The following is an 18,395-nucleotide window of genomic DNA, read 5'->3' as shown; positions in this document are numbered from 1 at the left end:
TTCTGCTGATGCGATATTTGAAGACTTTTTTGATCGCCCTGACGATGTCAGTTTCGGCTCCGCCGCTGATGGCTGCCACTGTTATGGGGTTTGTTTCGGAGCGTTCAGCGGCGGAAATGGCCGCAGGCGCCCATCGCTTTCTGGATCGAAACCCTGGTCATCAAGTGGTGTTACGAACCCCGGCACAGCTTGCCGTCCAGAGCGATGAACACGTGTTTGAACTGCTTGAGAGCGCAGATGCACTGGTGTTGGCGGCGGTATTTGGCGACCAGGTTAACCGTCTTGCAATGCTAATAGAGCAAGCAGTTGCGGATGACGCCGCAAGGCAGATGCCCGTGTTGGGTATCAACAGTGATTGGCGTATCTCTCGGCTATCGCAGATTAATGGTCACCAGCCATTGGCGTCGCTGGACGATGCCGGGCTCAGAATGCTGGTGGCTGCGCCAGCGGCGGGTGTTGACGCCAGTGATGATTTGGCAGACCGGCAGGCGGCATTTCCGGACCAGGCCGCCTGGCTGGAGGGCAGGGCCTTCTATCAGGGCAGAACGCCACAGCACCTTGATGGTCTGATGCGTTGGCTGTTGGCCCGCGCGGGTCATGATATGGATTATGAAAAGCCCGAACCCCGTGCCAGCATCCGCTATTATCAGAACGGTGAAGCCAACGCTGACGCGTCCCGATTAGAGCTGGCAGACGGCCCTGTGGTGGCGATTCTCGATCTTGATAGCGGTGATCGGCCCGGCGACCGGGATTTGCTGAACGATATGTGTGCAGCCCTTAAAGCCCGGGACCTGCAATGCTTCGCTATTCTCTCCCGCTGGGGCGGTGCCAGCCTTGATGCCCTAAGCGCCCTGGAAGCAACGATTCAGCCGGCGACGCTGGCGGGCATTGTCAGCCTGCAGGATTTTACCATCGGTGGTGGCGAGGGCCGTCTGCAGGTAACGCAGGAGCTCATTCGCCTCAACGTCCCGGTGATCAAAGGGCTCAGGCTGGCTTCCCGAACCCGTAATCAGTGGCAATTATCCGTTGACGGGATTCCCGCCGACAAAGTGCATTACAAGCTGGCTATGCCGGAACTTCAGGGCGTCAGCCAGCCTATGGTGCTGGCAACGGCGGAGCCAGAGGTGATTGATTCGCTGACAGGTGTTGCACTCACGCTGACACAACCGGTGCCAAACCGCGTTCAAGCGCTGGCCGACCGTCTTAGCCGCTGGCAGGTGCTGCAAACCAAAGCGAACGCTGACAAGCGGGTGGCGATCCTTTACTACAATCATCCCCCGGGGCGCCAGAATGTAGGGGCGGACAATCTGGACGTGCCGGCCTCACTGTTTGAAATGCTGACCTGGTTGCAAGCTGAGGGTTACAACACCGGCACCCTGCCGGACAGCCCGGAAGCCTTACTCGACCTGATTCAGCAGCGTGGCGTCAGCTTGCCGGATGACCCGCGCGCGCTGCAGGAAATGGCCGGTGAGGTACCATCAATGAGCGCGGAGACTTACCGGGGTTATCTGCAGTCTCTGCCCGGCGTCGTGCAGCAGGAAATGGTTCATGGTCCTACCGGGTATCTTCATGAACGTCTCGAACAGGCCCATCAACTTGCTGAACAGGGCCTGGCCTTGGGTATTTTGGACCGGGGCGTGAGGGACCTTCGGCATTTGATCGAAAATGTGAAGCATCCCAATCGACCCACAGCCCTGGCCCGTCTTGATGACTACGAAACATTATGGATCCGCCGGCTGAAAGAAGGCGGCCATAAGAACGAGCTGAATGCTCTGCGAGTGGCACTAACCGATACTGACCTTCCAGGATTGAAGGGTTGGGGTGAGGCGCCAGGGCGGTCGATGGTGGTGAATGATCGCCTGATTTTCCCCGGTCTGCGGTTCGGGAACATCTTTATTGGGCCACAGCCGCCAAGAGGCTGGGAGGTGAATGAAGAGCTGCTTCACGCCAACACCACCTTTCCGCCAACGCATCAATACGTGGGTTTCTATCATTGGCTGAGGGATCACTATAAGGCCGATGCGCTGGTGTATGTGGGGCGGCATTCCACCCGTGAGTTTCTGCCACGGCGGCGTGCGGGCCTGACCGAGGACGATTATCCGGATCTTCTGGGTGGCGACTTGCCGCTGATCTACCCCTACATTGTGGACGGCGTTGGCGAGGGCATACAGGCTAAGCGCCGGGCACTGGGCGTGATGATCAGCCATTTGACGCCGCCTCTGGCGGCCACCGAACTGTACGACAATTTGCTTGAAGTAAGGCAGTTAGTGGAGACCTGGCAGTCTGCCACCGAACCCGACAGCCCCACCCGGGAGCGAGCGCTGGCGTTGCTTCGGGAAAAAATTGCCGAACTGGATATCGCCGAAGATATCGAACATGAAATTGCCAGTGAAATGGGTCTTGCGGCCGACGAGGTCTCGGTCGATGAGTTGTCGCCGGAATTGCTGGTTCACGAAGCCGGGCATTATGTGACCAGCATACAAGAGCATTACATGCCCCTGGGCCTGCACGTGTTTGGTCAGGACTGGACCCCTGAGATGTTGGATACCATGCTGACCTCAATGGCAGGCGACTCCGGTAAACCAAACCCGGATTGGCGACAGAAGCTGGCCGGTTCGCCGGCGGCGGAACGCAAGAGCTGGCTGAATGTGCTCAATGGTCGTTTTGTGGCACCAGGGCAAGGCAATGATCCGTTACGAACCCCCGAGGTTCTGCCCACCGGGCGAAATTTCCATGCCTTGTCGGACGACCTGATTCCAACACGAGTTGCGTGGTCGCTGGCTGAGGAACTGGTCGCAAAGGCAGAAAAAACCGGTACCCGACAGCGTGATGAAAGTGATGCGTTGGTTCTCTGGGCTTCAGATACGGTGCGCGACGAAGGCGTGATGATCGCTTTCGGTCTGAAACTTATGGGTATCCGGCCGGTTTGGAACAGTCGGGGTATTGTTAACGGCCTGGAGCGGCTGCCGGCCGGGCCGGGCACCGATAACCCGGTGCGGCGCAATGTGGTTTTTACCACGTCCGGGCTTTTCCGGGATCTTTACGGTAGCAAGTTGGAATGGCTGGACCTTGCCTCTCGTTACGCACTGGCGGGTGCCGCCAATACGATTGCCCAAAAACATCCTGATTTGGCGCCTGCCCTTGATCAGGCACTGTCGGTATTACCGGTGGCCCTGCGTGAGCGCGGCATTGAATCGCTTGCAACCAATGGCGTGGCCGCGCGCTGGGTTGCCGATGTCCGGGTTCTGCTGGCGGCCGGGCAGTCGGGGCGCGCCGCCGGTACACAGGCAGCCTACCGTAGACAAAACCTATCTGGGCCGGTCAAGCCATTTGTACGGCCTGCTTGATAACGACGACGGTTTCGACTTTCAGGGCGGCCTCTCCAACGCAGTGGAGCATCTGCGGGGTGAACCGCCGGAAAATCGGGTTTTGCAGTATGAGGATCCAAAGAACCCGCGTGTCGATTCACTTCAGCGCGCGTTGCAGGTTGAACTTCGCGCCCGCAATTTGAATCCGCAGTGGCTGGCACCGTTAATGGAGCATGGTTATGCCGGTGCCCGCACCATGGGCAGCGATTTTCTGGATAACCTCTGGGGCTGGCAGATAACCAGCCCGCAGGTGATTCGCTCAAGCGTTTGGGATGAGGTTAATGACGTGTATTTTCAGGATCGCCACGGGCTTGGCCTGGATGACTTTCTGGGTGAGGGTCACAATGTCCACGTCAAGACGCATATGCAGGCGATCGCTCTGCTAGCAGCCAAACGTGGGTTCTGGAAGGTGGATATCTTCACCCTGAAACCGCTATTAAGTGATTTCGCCAACAATATTATCAACCATGGCCTGCCCGGAAGCGGCCACACCCGTCCTGACCATCCGTTGATGGACTGGGTGGCAGGTCAGTTGGATCCGCAACAGCGGGAAGCTTTCGGTTCTGCCCGTAAGGGCGGCACCGCGGCGTATCCGTCCGTGCGTGCGGCGAACGATGACTGCCAGACATCGGGGATCCTGACGCGCTCACGCTGCCGTTAGTGAATCTGGCCTGGGCCAGCCCTTTCATCCGTTAACTGAGAAGGAACCATTAAATGCGTGAACGCGCTAAAGACCCCGAACGCCACGCCCGCCGTATGGCGGCCAAGCAGAAAATGATGCACGAAGGCATTGCCCGCGCCCAGAAAGAGCAAGGTGTCTTGCTGGTGCTGACGGGCCCGGGTAAAGGCAAAAGCAGCTCCGGCTTTGGCATGGTTGCCCGCGCCCTGGGCCACGGCATGAAAGTGGGTGTGGTGCAGTTTATCAAAGGCGCCTTCAGCACCGGCGAAGAAGCCTTTTTCCGCAATCTGCCTAACGTCGATTATCACGTGATGGGGCAGGGCTACACTTGGGAAACTCAAAACCGGGAACAGGATGTGGCCTCTGCCACAGCTGCCTGGGAAATTGTTGCGGTCATGCTGAAAGACGAAAGCTACGACATGATTTTGCTGGATGAACTGAATATTGCGCTGAAGTACGAATACATTGATCTGGATCGGGTACTGGACGATCTTCAAGGCCGGCCTGAGATGCAGCACGTCGTGGTTACCGGCCGCAACGCGCCGCAGGAACTGATTGACCTGGCCGATACCGTGACTGAAATGGGCGTAGTGAAGCACGCATTCAAAGATCAGGGCATCAAAGCCCAAAAGGGCGTTGAGTTGTAGATTATGGTCACACTGATGATTCAGGGCACCACATCTGACGCCGGCAAAACCACCGTGGTGGCGGCTCTGTGCCGCTGGCTGGCGCGCCAGGGTGTGTCGGTGGCGCCGTTCAAGCCGCAGAATATGGCTTTGAACAGCGCGGTGACCATAGACGGCGGTGAAATTGGCCGTTCGACCGCACTGCAGGCGCTGGCGTGCGGCCTTGAACCCCACAGTGATATGAACCCGGTATTGCTGAAGCCACAAAGCGACTGCGGCGCCCAGGTGATTCTGCGCGGCCAAGTGCACGGCAATATGGACGCGCTGGATTATCACGCCTACAAAGCCGAGGCCATGGTGGCGGTGATGGCCGCCTGGCGTGCGCTTAGCCAACGCTATGATGTGATCATCGCCGAAGGCGCCGGCAGCCCCGCTGAAATCAACCTGCGCGCCAACGACATCGCCAATATGGGCTTTGCCGAAGCGGCAGATTGCCCGGTGCTGTTGGTGGGCGATATCGACCGGGGTGGTGTGTTTGCTCAGCTGGTAGGCACTCTGGAGTTGCTTTCCGCCAGCGAACAGAACCGCACAAAAGGTTTTATCATCAACCGCTTTCGCGGCGATATTGCCTTGCTGGAACCGGGCCTGGACTGGCTGACCGAACGCACGGGCAAACCGGTGATCGGCGTACTGCCCTATCTTCACGGCCTGATTGTGGATTCCGAAGACAGCATTGGCACCAGCGGTACCAGCGGTACCAGCGAAGCCGGCGCGTTGAACGTGATTGTGCCAGTGCTGCCGCGCATCAGTAACCACAACGATTTTGACCCCCTGCGCCTGCATTCAGGGGTGAATCTGCAGTTCATCGGCCCGGACCAACCCATTCCTGCGGCTGATCTGATTATTCTGCCCGGCAGCAAAAGCACCCGCACCGATATGGCCTTTCTTCACGCTCAGGGCTGGACGCAGGCCATCCAAAAACATCTGCGTTACGGCGGCAAAGTGTTTGGCATTTGTGGTGGTTTTCAAATGCTGGGTGAGCGCGTGAACGATCCCGACGGGCTGGAAGGCAGCAGTGGCAAAACTGAATGCCTTGGCCTGCTGGCCATGACCACCACTATGGTGGCCGGCAAGCAGCTCAAAAACGTCCGTGGAACTCTCGCCATGCCAGACCCGCATTCTGAACAATCAGAGGTCGTTTTCAGCGGCTACGAAATGCACAACGGCGTGAGCGAAGGCGCAGCTCTGGCGCGCCCGCTGGGTCAGATGAACGGCCACAATGAAGGTGCTGTCAGTGCCGACGGACAGGTAGCGGGCACCTATGTGCACGGGATTTTTGATGAGCCCGGGGCTTGTGAAGCCCTGTTGCAATGGGCGGGGTTGGACCACTCAGGTGTAGCGGTTGACTATCAGCAGCATCGTCTGGCCCAGCTTGACCGGCTGGCGGATCAGGTGGAGCAACATCTGGATACAGACTGGTTGCGCGACATTTTGGGGTTATGAATAACGCGTGCCTGATGGCGAAGGTGTTCCCACCTTCGCCATCAGGCATTCTTGCTGGCTGTAGTTACAGCGATTCCAACTCTTTTTCCAGATCTTTCATGGCCTTTTGCGCTCGGAATTCTTCATACAGGGCGGCCTTGGACTGTGGGTCCAGTTGGCGGCCAGAACCTTCAACAAGGTCATCAAACGTATTTTCGCTCTGGCTCAGAACAACCAGTGTGCACAGGTACTTCTTGCCATCAAGCGTGGCCAGCGAGATTTCTTCCGGCGTGGAGTTGGCCAGAGATTCGCTGGCGATTTGTTTGGATACCTGTTCAAAGGTAGAGCCCACATCAGACTTTCCTTCGGTTTGAAGCTTGCGGTTGTACAGTTTGTCCAGAACGCTGGCTTTAATGTTAATTTGCTGGGCCAGGTCTGCGCGAGCATTGGCGATGGAGTGGGGGCGGTCAATAGACATATTGCCGGTCCATTCTACGCAGGAAGATGCGGCCAGGCCTTTGTCGGATTTTGGTAAAAACACCCAAGATGGCGCGTTGTCCAGCGGGTTGCCGGTGACTTCGCGGGTAGTATCGATGGCACTTGACTCAGGCGCAGACGCACAGGCGCTGAGCAGGGCGCCCAGTGACAGGGCCAGCAGGCTTTTTTTCAGCATCATGGTTGTGACTCCAGGTGTGTTTGATATTGGGCGTAACGCTTGGTCACTTTGGTGAGATAGTTTCGGGTTTCTTGCGCTGGCAGGTTCTGCTGTAGGCGCTGGTAAACCTCGGTTGGGCTTAACTGATTTGCGGCGTTGCTTGCGGCGGACAGTCGGGTTGTATTGCTCATGGCCCTGGCTACGTTGCCGGGGCCCGTATTGTAGGCAGAGACCGCCATATAAAAGCGGCTTTCACCCTGCACCACATTTTTGAAGTACCGGTTCAACAGCAAATACAGGTAAACGCTGCCGGCTTGTATATTTTTTTCGGGGTCGTAAAGGTAATCTGGCGAGAGCAACCGCTGGCTGCCATAGAGTTCCTTGGAAACATCTTTGCCAGCCGAAACAGGGACAATCTGCATCAGGCCAAAGGCGGGAATGTGCGATCGCGCCAAAGGATTGAAACTAGACTCTGTGTGTACGATGGCGAGGATCAGCGCAGGTGGTACACCCCATTTCTTGGCGTTTTGCTGCACTACGGGCAAGATTTCTTCAATCTTCTCCTGGGTGTTGCGGCCAGTCATCTGTACCGTTGCTTTTACCTTGCCTCCGTCGCGGGTAATTTTCACGTTACGCAGGGCTTGTTGTTCGGTTCCGGCAAGCCCGGGCACAAGCTTTCGGTGAGGCACCTGGTTCTGGCTGCGAGAGTCGATGGCAACACGGGCATTGATCAGCACTGGGTCTTGGCTGGCCGTTTCAGCAACAGTGGCGTTACCCAGTTGGTTCAGTTGTTGCGCAACTACCTGCTGAATATCGGTGTCGGCCTGGTCCTGATTCAATTCCACAGTGATGGTATTTGCTTCATAATCCACCACGGTGCGCTGCTTCAAGTCGTCCGAGTACTGCACTAGCCGGGTTTTGCCGCTCAGTTCCGGGTCATCCCATTGGCTGGCGACTTTTTCGCGGTAGGCCTGTTCGGCTTCTTGCCAGCGTTTTACAAAAGTCTCGAATTCCTGTTGGCGTTGAGTTTGGAATATATCGAATTCTGTATCCTGCTGCTGCAAAAACGCTTCGAATTCTGCGCTATCATCGGCAACGGCGGTGCCGCTCAGGCTAAAAATAGCTAGACAAATCATCCACTTTTTCAGCATCTTCTATTTCCTTCTGTTCTTTAGCGTCGAGCTGTAACCGACGACAAGCGAGGGTGTCGCAGCGTTCAGTCAGGCGGATGATTTCCTCCCAGCGCTTCTGTTGCAGCCAGATTTCAGCAACGGCCTTTATTGAGGCAGGCATCGTCAGCTGTTCAGGCTTCAGGTTGGCGTCCAGGTAATTCAGCTGTTGTTCCATTGGTGCCAGGTGTGCGATCAAGGCCACGGCATCGGCAGTGGTGGCGGAATGCTCCAGAGCCAGTTTCAACAGCGGGCGAAGAGGCTCCAGCTCATTCTGGTCGGCATGGTACCAAGCCACACGAATGGCCAGACCCGCCAGGTTCTGTGGCCAATCTTTGACGGTCACGGTACCGGTGCAATGCAGCCATTTGTCCTTGATCCAAGAACGATAGTCTGTAATGTCGGCGACAATAAAGCCTGTATCTTCAGGCAGCGTCAGCTGCATTTTTTCTGCCAGGCGGTCACGAACTTCAAGCCTTGCCGGGCCGGTTAATACGCGTCGGCAAGCTTGGTGAAGCAACGAATCTGGGAAATCCCGCTGGGGGCGAACGGCGGCCTCCCCTTCGGAATAGTGGGTGTCAAACTGGTTCAGAGCGATGCCGGCCAGGGTAGGCTGGGACATACATCCCAGCCCCACCAAAGCGCAAGCTAGAGTGATGCGCTTCACAGTGAGTCGGAGTTAGAGACCTGGCCTGACGCACCACTAGGGTTCGCGGAGTTCTCATTGAGGCCGTTGTGAATACTGATATTACGGCCGGTGTCGCTGGGCTTAGCAGCTGCCTTACCCTGCATCTCCCGGCCGGCTTCGCGAGCGGTGGCTTCTAGAGTAGGGGCGTACACGGCAACGGTATACATCCAATATCCATCTTTGCTGCCGAAGCTACGCGTAGATACCCCCGGTGGCAGTTGGCCTTTGGTCACTGATCCATATACATCAGACATCTTCATTTGATTCAGGAAAGAGTTACGTTCTTGGTCCAATATTTTGACTTCAGCCGGGTCTTGCAGGCTGGGATCCACGTATTCGAACTGCTGGCTACCTTCTATTTGTTTTTCGTTAAAGCCGCCTTCCCAGTACACTTCTTCGCCCTGCATGGTGGCTAACAGAGCGGAGCGGGCGCGAGTTTATGATTGGCGCTTAGCGGCATCTTTAAGTTTACGGGCGATCTGCTTATTACTGTTATTGCGAATAATCGCTGACCCGTAGCCCATCAGAACCACTTCACCGGAATCGGCGTGGGTTAATACCTTGGCGCCGACGGGTGGCAGCACGCCACGGTTGATGTCTGCAACAACTTCTTTAAAGATTGCGTTGGGGTCAGAGGTGACTGATACCGCGCCCCGGTTGCTGCGAATTTGAGCCCGTGTTTTTGGTGTTGAGATCAGGCTGACTCGAACTTCCTTATCGTCAGTATTGTCGTACACATCGAAGGTTACGTAGCCGGAAAGTGCGCCCTTGACCGTTTCGGCACAGTTTTCCCGCAGCGACGTCTGGGTGTTGCCGACGCTGTCTGAGCCGGTGTCGATGACATCAATAGTAGATTGGGCAGCGTTTTCACAAGTTTGTTGCAGGCCCGTTATGTTCTCGATCAGCTGCTTTTTGGCAATTAAGGCTGCCTGGGTGTAAGCGCCACGCTTCGAAAGCAGGGTTGCGTTCAGATTGTCGTAGGTCTGGTAGCTCGTGCTACCGGTGGACAAAATGCCGATGCCACTGCCAACCTGAATCAATTTGATCCCGTCGCTGTTACTGTCCATCAGTTGCTGGTGTGCTACTGCAACACCCTGCTGATCGCTTTCTGCCAGCACCATGTCACCTTCGCTGGAGACACCCGCAGTGTCTACCGTGCCGCCGGGGCGGGCTGGTGCCATGTCAGTAAGGTCGAAATCCTGTGCGGCAACCGGCAGGGATAGAAACAGTGCTAGTCCGAATACGGAACGTTTCATTCATCTTTCCTTAATTAAATGTAATTTCGTAGCCATTAGAAATATTGGCTTGGGGCAGAGGTTCGGCCGCAATAGGTCGAAGTGATTGACGAATGGCACTGACAAGGTCGCCAGTGGCACCGGCATAACGAAGGCTGGCTTGATGATAATTGCCGTTGGAACTGACGGCCACATCGCGGGCACCACCGAGCGTGGCCAGCAAGGCCTGAAGTTTGTCGGGCTCACGCAGCAAACCTTTTCGCAAACGAATTTCCCGTAGCAGGCCGCCTTGAGCCACCATGGACTGGAAGGCTTGTTGAAGCTCTGCTCGCAGGCTTTTTTGTTGCGCTGGCAAGGCTAAATGGACGTCAATCAAGTCGGTCTGAACGGTATCCGAAGCAGGCAAAGCCAGCAGGCTGGGATCGTTGCGCCAAAGCCCGTATTGCTGACCGGAAAGATCTTCGACGGTGACTGTTAAAGCCAGACGGCGGGTGTTGCCTCTGGCTTTTAGTTGGGCATTCGCCACAATGCGCAAACTGGCGCTTTGACTGACTTCCACGCCGTTTGTATTGAGCCAGGCTTTTAGTGGGCCGGCTACGGCTTGCGGACCTACTACGGCAACACGGGGCGAGCCAATGGCGGTGAGCACGTCGTTGGCCGCAGTAGCCAAAAGTTGCTTTTCCACCACGGCCTGAATGGTCACTTCTATGCCACCGTTCTCAAGGTCTCGGAAATTAAGCGTTTTCCATTCTTTTACCAGCCCTTCCGAGCGAGTGTAAAGCTGCTGGGAGATCATATCGTTTAGGGCGATAGAGCTGCTGCTACCAGACGCTCGCTCTTCCATGGTTGAAAATTGCGCCCGCTGTTGCGTTAGCCATACTCCGACAACCTGCGATACCGCCCGTTTTAGGGCGTCCAGTTCTGCTTGGTTGCGTGCTGTTAGGCTGCGGCTTTTGTCAGGCCAGCCTTCACCGGTCACCGTAACGGTAACTTCCGGTGTGCCAGACTCCCAACGTCCGCTGTCACCGTTACTTTGGTTGCCGGGCAAGGTGCCTCGAACTAAGGTAACGGTGACGCAGGTGTCATTGCCCTGAATTCTCGGGCTGGAAGTTGTCACCGGCATCCGTTGCAGTTGCAGGCCTTCCACAGACATGTCGCGGAGTTCCTGCAGCCAGGTGGAGGTTGCCGTGTCCAACTCTTCGTTGGCGGTGCTTTCGGTAAACAGCTTGGGAGAGCTCAGAAAACTGGCAAGTTCCTGTAAGGCATTGGCTGTGGCATCATCCACTGCCATGGTGCCCCGGCCATAGGCGCAACCATCTACAGACAGGTCGCCGCTGGTCATAAATGTGGGCAGGGCCATTGCATTGCTGCAGGCCAGCAACAATGCCGGTAACAGGACACGTTTTAGCCTCATGTACGGGACTCCAAAAAGCCAGCCGGTGTGCCTACCGAAACGGCAAAGATTTTGGCGCCGTTGCGCGGGCGGAAAATACCATCGGCCGCCTGATCTTCAACATCGTTTGCCACCCGGCTTTTTTTCCAGAGAATCATTTCGCCGGCGGCACTGTTGCGGGACGGGTTAACGTGAGCCACGCCAATCGGCTCGACAAAACCGGCCTCGTATTGAAAGATAATCATGGTTTCATTGGGTAGAACACCGGCGTTTTGGCCGCGGTCCAGGCTGATCTGGTTGCCCTTGATGCCTTGTACCTGAGCGGTGGCCGGCATTTCTGAGAGCATGCGAGTCAGCAGGATATCAACACCCCGTGATGTCATGTCATTGATAACAGCGTTGACATGGGCGGCATCGTGGTAGCGGAAACCCGTAGTGTAGCGGTTGTTCACCATGACGTACTTCAGTTCGCTGCGCTCGCGAACATCCTCGGACTTGACCCGAATTTTGCCCAGGTTTGGGTAGGACATCAGTTCCCGGGTGGACGGATTCAAAATCGCGGTGGTTATTTCCAGAGTGTAGTCCATCCAGCCGGTAATGCTGCCCTCGCTTTTGACGGTTCTAAGGGTGTTCAATTTAACAATGAAGTCAGGCTTGAGAGCCCTCTGCCCGTCATTGCGCTCAGCGGTAGCGAGAGCGCCCTGCTGTTCGAGAAAAATCTGTTGTTCCTCGGCGATAACATCGTCATCGCGGGTAACAATCCGGAAGCGGTTGATGCCAGCAAACTGACTTTCCAACATGAACAGTAACTGCGTGTCATCGTAAGCCCGCAGTGCATCCACGCCTTGGCCTTCGCCGCCGACATCTGTGCCGCCAAAAAACATTCGCACAATGGGCTTCTTCAGAGGGCAGCCGTCATTTTCGTTGGCCTGTTCAAAGCTGCATTTCTGCAAGCCTTGGGTGTCGAAGTAGGCCGGTACCTTGATGTCCGCATCCTCGAAATTATATGCACTGCGGGCAATTGTGACATTAGATGCACGGTTGCTGACTATGGTGTCAGAGGTCTGGCGGGCGGGGCCGCTTTGACAGGCAGTCAGCATAGTGACCGTAAGTCCAATAACGGTAACTTGGGCAAACTTTCTCATTACGGTATCCCTGTTAAAAAAGCCAGTTGGCTAGCGGTTGGTTAAGCTTGTCGGCCAGCGCCTGTTCGGCGGCCAACGCGGCAGAACTGCGGTCCGGGCCTGCGGCAAGGGCCACCACTTCGCGCTGGTAGTAGCTGGTGAAAGGAGAGTGCGGTTGCTTCAGGTTTATGGAAAGCACCTTCTTGATTTCTGTTCGTCCGTTGGCCAAACGGTGATACGTTTGTTGGTTGAGTTGCAGCCAAAGAGCCGTATTCGTGGATGTGGGCAGGCGCTGGCGGATCAGGTTTGATATAGAGGCCAAGGACTGCTTGGCGATAATTCGCACGCCGGCGGTCTGCCAGATCGACATGGCTTTTTTCTGATTACCGACTAGGTGTGCCCGAGTATCGGGCTGCCCTGCTCCGAGCGCGGTCAATGCCCGATCCAAACGCAGGCCAAGGTCAAGTGACTCGAGGTGTTTTAACGCCCACAACAGCTGATCGGTTTGGCTGGATGTGTCTGGGAACCGCAGCACTGCCATCTTTGCTAACCGGTCTTCCAGTGCTCGAACAAGATCCGTTTTGGCAACGGCAATCTGTAGGTAAACATCGCTAGTGTCCGGGTCTCGCCATTGGCGGGCAATCTTCGTCTGGCTGATATCCAGGTTCAGTGACTTACCCTGAGCCTTTTGCTGAAACTGAGTGTTGGCAACGCCATTATGGCTTTCGATGATTGAACGGGTATTGGCTTGTAGAGTCTGGCTGACTTGCAGCAAGATGTTGCCTAAAGCAACTTGGCGAGCTTCGGCTACGGTGTTGCCGGAGCCCACTGACTGCAAGCTGGGGCCCGACTGTGGTGCCTCAAAAATCCAAGCAGGCTTCTGCGCCGCATGTGCCGGAAGAGCGAACATATAAAAAAGGGCGATGAAAACAATCATCGCCCTAGTGCAGATCAATTTCATGCCTTGTTTTCAAGCTCTTCCTGAAATTCGTTGATCTGCTCTATGGTTTCTTGCTCAAGAGAAATGATTTTGTTGGCATCGTAAGCAAGAGACAGTTGATCTTTGGCACGAAGAAGGGCGAGGCCCAAATCGTTATCAGCTGTTTTATCTGAGCCACCGAACAAGCTGCCGGCTGCTTTGACACCTGTGGCAATTCCCACTATTTGCGCGTTGTCCTTGAGGATAATGGTAGCTTTGAGGAGGTTCGCCGCGACTTCTAGCCCAAGACCTGCGTTTTGCTCGGAGATGTTAGCAACAGCATCTTCGTAGGCTTTGATTTTAGGGCCAATTTTGCCTTCCTCAGATGTTGCTCCTGCGTCAAATGCTATGAGTTCTGCCTCGAATTCTTCATACGTGGCGTTCTTGTTAGCTTCAATAAAACCTTGAACATCTACATAGTTGGCCGTTACGGTTCGATATTCCCCCATGACCGAATGCTGCCGTTCAAGCAAAGAGGCACTCAAATTGAGAAATTCATCGACGCCTGGCTGAATTTCAACCCGGTTGAATCCAACCGTTTCGATCTCTTGGGACAGTTCTGCGATATGTTGCTCGCGGTCCATGGTGGCGGCCTGTTCACCATTAAAAGTAGCACAGCCAGAAATAGCTACAGTGGCGAAAGAAATTGCAATCCATTTATTCATTTTTTTTCCTATGAACTCTATAAATTTTATTTACCGGATCATAACAAAAAATTCACGTGGGAAATGTCAAAAAATGTAAATTTTGGCTACATTATTTTTAGAGTGCGTTGTTTCTTCTTCAGTGCCTCAAAACCAATAATCACGTCCATCAATTCGTTGGTGATCTCGGTCTGCCGTACCGAGCGCAAATCTCCCGTTACAACGTCAATACGCTCATCCACCGACTGCTCGGCCTGTTGCATCAGCGCCAGGCGCGCAGCGTTTTCAGTCACCATGGCTTCGGCCGAGGCGCGAAATACACTGGCAAAGATGTGGCTGCGAATCAGCGACGACAGCAGGGCGTCGGCGGCCACGGTGTAATCCGGCAGCGCCCGGGAGTTCCAGCGCTTGGTGCTTTGTAACAGTGCCGGTTCCAGTGGCAGCAAACGCCGGGTGACGGGTTCCGGGTGCCGTGTTCACCGCGCAGGGTGAACGCCAGGGTCACGCCGACGCCTAACAGGGACTGGCCGCGTCAATGCGGCTGACAATATCGCCGGCCAAGCAGCCAATGCCATCGGCGGAGGCGGGCGGTAGTAACGTGGCCTCTGGTTTCAAGTCCTGATATGAAAGGCGATTAACCGTTCTCTTTAGAAGAACATAAGGATCTTAAATAACTATTTTTGTTTACGATAAAAGATTCTGATACTAGAGCCATCTAACTACTATCCGATTCCAAGGCCCAATGAATGGTCGATGTTAAGATGATCGAACCGTTGTTTTTGATTCTGGTACCGCTGCTCTACTTTATTGGACCGGTCACCAGCTCAATGAAAATACCCCTTAACAGCTCCCCTGGGAGCCTCCTTAAAAGCCCCTTGATTTGCAATCTTGCCTTTGTCGCAGCCTTGGCAGGTGCCATGAGCGGCTGGCTTTTGCCGGGGTCCGTGAGCTGGCTGAATCTGGCGCCGCTGGCCCGGTTCTCCATGAGGTATCTTGCGGGTGATCCGGGGCAGAGGCGTTTTATAGTCTGGTTACAGATCATACTGGGAGCAGTTTCTCTGATCGTTACAACCAATCACCTGCTGGTTTTTCTCGCCAGTTGGATTGTGATCAGCATCAGTCTTCACCAGCTGCTGATGTTCTTCCCGGACAGGCCCAGGGCCGCCTTGGCGGCTCATAAAAAGTTCATTTTTGCGAGACTCGCGGAGCTTTGCCTCGTGCTCGGGTTTGCGTTGCTGTATTTCCAGTACAACACCCTCTTTATCGACCAGATTCTTGCCGCTGCAGCAGGGGCCGATGCTATTCCGGCTGCGGCGCAGTTTGCAGCGGTTCTGATGGCCGTTGCGGCGCTGCTCAAGTGCGCTCAGTTGCCGTTTCATGGCTGGCGGACCAGGTGGAGCAACACCTGAATACGGACTGGCTGCGCGACTTGCTGGGGCTGAAAGCAGCGGCGACTACGCCTGGGCCGACGGGGCAGCCATGAGTGATCCCAATCGGCCTTTCACGGACGAAGAACGCGCTGGCCTGTATCGCGCTATTTTTGAGCGCCGCGACGTCCGTTCCCAGTTTTTGCCAGACCCCATCCCCCGGCCGGTACTGGCCCGGCTGTTGAAAGCTGCGCACCATGCGCCGTCGGTGGGGTTTATGCAGCCCTGGGATTTTATTCTGATCGACAGCCTGGACGTGCGCCAGAAGGTGTTGGCCAGCTACCACGAAGAAAACGCCAAAGCCGCGGACAATTATAGTGGAGAGCGACAGGACACCTATCGCAGCCTGAAGTTGCAGGGCATTGTCGAAAGCCCTTTAAACCTCTGCATTACCTGCGGTCGCAGCCGTGGCGGCACCCATGTACTGGGGCGCAGTTCCATTGTAGAGATGGATTTGTTTAGCACGTGCCTGGCGGTACAGAACTTATGGCTGGCGGCGCGGGCAGAAGGCATCGGTGTAGGCTGGGTGAGCATTGTTGATCAAACCACACTTGCAGGCATTCTGAACCTGCCGGATAACGTGTATCCGCTGGCTTATTTGTGCCTTGGCTACGTCAGCGAGTTTCTGGATCAGCCCGAGCTTCAGGCAAAAGGCTGGCGTTCGCGCCTGCCCCTGACCGAACTGATGCACAGCAATCGCTGGGGGCAGCCGCTGGACGATGAAACGCTCTTGAATGCGTTGAAATCTTAAAGCCCGGTTTCGCTTAACGCTCACCGTTGCAGCTCAGCACTGCTGCTTACCGTTGCCGAACTATTCCGTACTATTCTGTACTATTGCAAAGCGCCGTGCGCGCTGGCAGCCAAAGGCTGACACAGAGCCCGGACTGGCCATCGGGTCGTGCGTTCAGGATGAGTTGTCCGCCGTGGAGTTCCGCAATTCGCCGCGCAATGGCCAATCCCAACCCCGCGCCGCCACCAATCCTTTGGTCAAGCCGCACGAAACGGCTAAGCGCCCGTTCCCGGTCCGCAGTCGCAATGCCAGGGCCCTGATCGCAAACGGTGATGTGATAGCCGTCTGCGGAGGGTACCAGACGGGTTTCCAGCACCGTGTGCTGCGGGCTGTATTGAATCGCGTTGGCCAGCAGGGATCGCATCAACGTGTTGAGCAGGGCGTCATGGCAACACACCAGGGCTTCGCCCGCATCGTCCTGTAATACAGGTTCAATATTCTTTTTTAGCGCCAGCGGTGCCACATCGGCAATACTCTGCTCGAGTATCTCAGACAGATTATGGTACTGCGGTGAAAAATCGGCCCCCGAGTCGACCCGGTTCAGTAACAGCATCTGCTCTACTAAATGAGTCATTCGGTCAACAGACTGGATCAGGGTGTTGAATTGCTGCGGATTGCTGTCACAGGCTTTTTCAAGATTCAGTCGCAAGGCTGCCAACGGTGTCCGCAGTTCATGGGCGGCATCGGCTGAAAAGCGTCTTTCCCGTTCCAGAGCCTGGTTTAGCCGCTTCAGCATACTGTTCACAGCTTGTACCAGCCCTGAAACTTCCTTCGGCGCCTGCCGGTCATCAAGGGGGTGAATCCGTTCCGGCGCCATATTGCGGATAGGGCGCTCCAGCCTTAGCAGGGGGCGAAGACCGATTCGAATGGCGGCGCTGGCAGCCAACAGCAGTAACGGCAACGCGAGGAGTAAGGGCAGAACGTTACCCAGGGCCAGTTCCTGGCTCAGCTCCTCACGAATTTCTTCGCGCTGGGCGGTGCGGATCCAAAAGCCCGTGGCCGCGTCTTTCAGTGTGAACACCCGCCAGCGATAGCCCTGGGATTCGGTCCACGAGTAGCCCGGGGCCAAAACCCCGGCGTCATCGGCGTTGAGCGTATCCAACAGGGGCACGCGGTCGGGCGTCCAGACTTCAAAGGCCAGTTTCTTCTCGTACTTGTGCCCTGCACCACCGGGCAGTATTTCGTCACCGTCTGCTTCCGGGTCAAGGTCTTCAGCAATAGACAGCGTCAGTGTTTCGCGCAGGGTTTGCGGTAGCTGCTCCATCGACCGGGTGTCTGCCAGGTGGCGAACCAGCCCCTGCACAATGCGCGTGCTTTGCGCCAGTTCGGCATCAAAAAGCTCCTCCAGCTCGTGATTGCTTTCAACGTAACTCCAGGCGGCGGCGATCAGAGCAATCAACAGTACCGTTGAGGTAACCAACAGCGTGAGGGTGCGAGTCAGAGACATTCCGGCACTCCGGAGGCTGCCTGGCTGTCCAGCAAATACCCGACGCCGCGGATCGTTCTGATGGTGGCCTTGCCTACCCGACGCCGCAGATGGTGAATGTGCACTTCCAAGGCATTGCTCTCTGCGCCCGGTTCCCAGCCATAGAGCTGCTCTTCCAAGCGCCTGCGGGTGGCAACCTGATCAGGGTGACGCATCATGTATTGAAGAATTTGAAACTCGCTGCGCGGCAGGGTTGCGGTGTCTTTGCCGCAGGTTAGCTGGGCCGAAGCCGGGTCCAGTGTTAGCTGGCCCACAATCAGTTCGTCCCGGTTTGTGGCTGATCTGCGGCGAGTAACGGCCCGAATTCGGGCCTTGAGCTCGGCCATGGCAAAGGGTTTGGTCAGGTAATCGTCTGCGCCTGCATCCAGGCCCTGCAGTTTTTCCTCAAGTTCAGCCCTGGCGGTCAGAATGATAATGGGCAGCTGATTGCCCTGTTGCCGGGTATGTCGAACGATATCAAGGCCGTCTACCCTGGGCAGGGTTAAATCCAGTATGGCCAGGTCAAAATGCTCATCCACCAGGGCATTCAACGCCTGCTGGCCATCGTCCAGCCAGTCTACGGTGTGCTGGTCTGCCCTCAGCATGTCCAGCATGGTGCTGCCCAAAAGGTGGTCGTCTTCTACCAGTAGTATGCGCATCAAGCGGAATCC

General features: G+C 55.9%; 18 protein-coding genes. 6 read left to right on the top strand and 12 right to left on the bottom strand.

Annotated features, from left to right (window positions below; translation table 11 throughout):
* Positions 1-8 precede the first annotated feature (8 nt).
* From ATI45_RS13785 to ATI45_RS13775, 4 genes are read left to right on the top strand one after another with little or no spacing between them, the layout of a single operon-like run.
* Entirely contained in the window at positions 9-3,347 is a 3,339-nt protein-coding gene (locus tag ATI45_RS13785) for a cobaltochelatase subunit CobN (protein ID WP_228735980.1), read from the top strand.
* The gene (locus ATI45_RS22745; protein ID WP_267284061.1) at positions 3,331-4,029 is read left to right on the top strand and encodes a cobaltochelatase subunit CobN; all 699 of its coding nucleotides are present in this window, start codon (positions 3,331-3,333) and stop codon (positions 4,027-4,029) included. Before ATI45_RS13785 ends, ATI45_RS22745 begins: the two co-directional genes overlap by 17 nt.
* Before the next feature lie 53 nt (positions 4,030-4,082).
* The gene (gene cobO, locus ATI45_RS13780; protein ID WP_098420029.1) at positions 4,083-4,694 is read left to right on the top strand and encodes a cob(I)yrinic acid a,c-diamide adenosyltransferase; all 612 of its coding nucleotides are present in this window, start codon (positions 4,083-4,085) and stop codon (positions 4,692-4,694) included.
* A 3-nt stretch (positions 4,695-4,697) separates the two neighbouring features.
* Positions 4,698-6,176 (top strand): cobyric acid synthase, encoded by a 1,479-nt coding sequence (locus ATI45_RS13775; RefSeq protein WP_098420027.1) that lies wholly within the window; start codon positions 4,698-4,700, stop codon positions 6,174-6,176.
* Between the two features lie 64 nt (positions 6,177-6,240).
* Here the strand turns inward: ATI45_RS13775 and ATI45_RS13770 are convergent, their stop codons facing one another.
* From ATI45_RS13770 to ATI45_RS22730, 10 genes are all read right to left on the bottom strand, one after another.
* Entirely contained in the window at positions 6,241-6,831 is a 591-nt protein-coding gene (locus tag ATI45_RS13770; protein WP_098420026.1) for a hypothetical protein, read from the bottom strand.
* Complete coding sequence (locus tag ATI45_RS13765) at positions 6,828-7,961, bottom strand: transglycosylase SLT domain-containing protein (protein WP_098420025.1); 1,134 nt, start codon at positions 7,959-7,961, stop codon at positions 6,828-6,830. The genes ATI45_RS13770 and ATI45_RS13765 overlap by 4 nt, the downstream gene beginning before the upstream one ends.
* Positions 7,924-8,601 carry a hypothetical protein gene (locus tag ATI45_RS13760; RefSeq protein WP_098420024.1) on the bottom strand — a complete coding sequence of 226 codons (678 nt, stop codon included), beginning with the start codon at positions 8,599-8,601 and terminating at the stop codon, positions 7,924-7,926. The genes ATI45_RS13765 and ATI45_RS13760 overlap by 38 nt, the downstream gene beginning before the upstream one ends.
* 41 nt (positions 8,602-8,642) lie before the next feature.
* Complete coding sequence (locus ATI45_RS22740) at positions 8,643-9,074, bottom strand: hypothetical protein (protein ID WP_228735978.1); 432 nt, start codon at positions 9,072-9,074, stop codon at positions 8,643-8,645.
* 30 nt (positions 9,075-9,104) lie between these two features.
* Positions 9,105-9,923: a hypothetical protein gene (locus tag ATI45_RS22735; protein WP_228735977.1), complete on the bottom strand. Its 819-nt coding sequence runs from the start codon at positions 9,921-9,923 to the stop codon at positions 9,105-9,107.
* A gap of 10 nt (positions 9,924-9,933) precedes the next feature.
* The gene (locus ATI45_RS13750) at positions 9,934-11,316 is read right to left on the bottom strand and encodes a hypothetical protein (protein WP_098420022.1); all 1,383 of its coding nucleotides are present in this window, start codon (positions 11,314-11,316) and stop codon (positions 9,934-9,936) included.
* Entirely contained in the window at positions 11,313-12,440 is a 1,128-nt protein-coding gene (locus ATI45_RS13745; protein WP_179888065.1) for a hypothetical protein, read from the bottom strand. The genes ATI45_RS13750 and ATI45_RS13745 overlap by 4 nt, the downstream gene beginning before the upstream one ends.
* Positions 12,441-12,453: 13 nt before the next feature.
* Positions 12,454-13,380: a hypothetical protein gene (locus ATI45_RS13740; RefSeq protein WP_098420021.1), complete on the bottom strand. Its 927-nt coding sequence runs from the start codon at positions 13,378-13,380 to the stop codon at positions 12,454-12,456.
* On the bottom strand, positions 13,377-14,063 hold the full coding sequence (locus ATI45_RS13735) for a hypothetical protein (RefSeq protein WP_098420020.1): 687 nt from the start codon (positions 14,061-14,063) through the stop codon (positions 13,377-13,379). The genes ATI45_RS13740 and ATI45_RS13735 overlap by 4 nt, the downstream gene beginning before the upstream one ends.
* A gap of 86 nt (positions 14,064-14,149) precedes the next feature.
* Complete coding sequence (locus tag ATI45_RS22730) at positions 14,150-14,488, bottom strand: F0F1 ATP synthase subunit gamma (RefSeq protein ID WP_228706029.1); 339 nt, start codon at positions 14,486-14,488, stop codon at positions 14,150-14,152.
* A 300-nt stretch (positions 14,489-14,788) separates the two neighbouring features.
* Between ATI45_RS22730 and ATI45_RS13725 the strand changes: the two genes are divergently transcribed.
* Positions 14,789-15,451: a proton-conducting transporter membrane subunit gene (locus ATI45_RS13725; RefSeq protein WP_228735976.1), complete on the top strand. Its 663-nt coding sequence runs from the start codon at positions 14,789-14,791 to the stop codon at positions 15,449-15,451.
* 70 nt (positions 15,452-15,521) lie between these two features.
* The gene (gene bluB, locus ATI45_RS13720; protein ID WP_098420018.1) at positions 15,522-16,220 is read left to right on the top strand and encodes a 5,6-dimethylbenzimidazole synthase; all 699 of its coding nucleotides are present in this window, start codon (positions 15,522-15,524) and stop codon (positions 16,218-16,220) included.
* A gap of 70 nt (positions 16,221-16,290) precedes the next feature.
* On the opposite strand, the gene ATI45_RS13715 is transcribed toward bluB, so the two are convergent.
* Positions 16,291-17,706, bottom strand: a complete 1,416-nt coding sequence (locus tag ATI45_RS13715) for an ATP-binding protein (protein ID WP_098420017.1) — start codon at positions 17,704-17,706, stop codon at positions 16,291-16,293.
* Positions 17,697-18,383, bottom strand: coding sequence for a response regulator transcription factor (locus ATI45_RS13710; protein ID WP_098420015.1), 687 nt, complete (start codon positions 18,381-18,383; stop codon positions 17,697-17,699). The genes ATI45_RS13715 and ATI45_RS13710 overlap by 10 nt, the downstream gene beginning before the upstream one ends.
* Positions 18,384-18,395 lie beyond the last annotated feature (12 nt).

This window comes from Marinobacter sp. LV10MA510-1, assembly GCF_002563885.1.
Taxonomy (GTDB): domain Bacteria; phylum Pseudomonadota; class Gammaproteobacteria; order Pseudomonadales; family Oleiphilaceae; genus Marinobacter.
This window is presented reverse-complemented; position numbering and strand designations above follow the sequence as displayed.

Coding starts and splice junctions, on each gene's coding strand:
- ATI45_RS13785 (WP_228735980.1), top strand. CDS start 9: ATGCGATATTTGAAGACTTTTTTGATCGCCCTGACGATGTCAGTTTCG.
- cobO (WP_098420029.1), top strand. CDS start 4,083: ATGCGTGAACGCGCTAAAGACCCCGAACGCCACGCCCGCCGTATGGCG.
- ATI45_RS13775 (WP_098420027.1), top strand. CDS start 4,698: ATGGTCACACTGATGATTCAGGGCACCACATCTGACGCCGGCAAAACC.
- ATI45_RS13770 (WP_098420026.1), bottom strand. CDS start 6,831: ATGATGCTGAAAAAAAGCCTGCTGGCCCTGTCACTGGGCGCCCTGCTC.
- ATI45_RS13765 (WP_098420025.1), bottom strand. CDS start 7,961: ATGCTGAAAAAGTGGATGATTTGTCTAGCTATTTTTAGCCTGAGCGGC.
- ATI45_RS13760 (WP_098420024.1), bottom strand. CDS start 8,601: ATGTCCCAGCCTACCCTGGCCGGCATCGCTCTGAACCAGTTTGACACC.
- ATI45_RS22740 (WP_228735978.1), bottom strand. CDS start 9,074: ATGCAGGGCGAAGAAGTGTACTGGGAAGGCGGCTTTAACGAAAAACAA.
- ATI45_RS22735 (WP_228735977.1), bottom strand. CDS start 9,923: ATGAAACGTTCCGTATTCGGACTAGCACTGTTTCTATCCCTGCCGGTT.
- ATI45_RS13750 (WP_098420022.1), bottom strand. CDS start 11,316: ATGAGGCTAAAACGTGTCCTGTTACCGGCATTGTTGCTGGCCTGCAGC.
- ATI45_RS13745 (WP_179888065.1), bottom strand. CDS start 12,440: ATGAGAAAGTTTGCCCAAGTTACCGTTATTGGACTTACGGTCACTATG.
- ATI45_RS13740 (WP_098420021.1), bottom strand. CDS start 13,380: ATGAAATTGATCTGCACTAGGGCGATGATTGTTTTCATCGCCCTTTTT.
- ATI45_RS13735 (WP_098420020.1), bottom strand. CDS start 14,063: ATGAATAAATGGATTGCAATTTCTTTCGCCACTGTAGCTATTTCTGGC.
- ATI45_RS13725 (WP_228735976.1), top strand. CDS start 14,789: ATGGTCGATGTTAAGATGATCGAACCGTTGTTTTTGATTCTGGTACCG.
- bluB (WP_098420018.1), top strand. CDS start 15,522: ATGAGTGATCCCAATCGGCCTTTCACGGACGAAGAACGCGCTGGCCTG.
- ATI45_RS13715 (WP_098420017.1), bottom strand. CDS start 17,706: ATGTCTCTGACTCGCACCCTCACGCTGTTGGTTACCTCAACGGTACTG.
- ATI45_RS13710 (WP_098420015.1), bottom strand. CDS start 18,383: ATGCGCATACTACTGGTAGAAGACGACCACCTTTTGGGCAGCACCATG.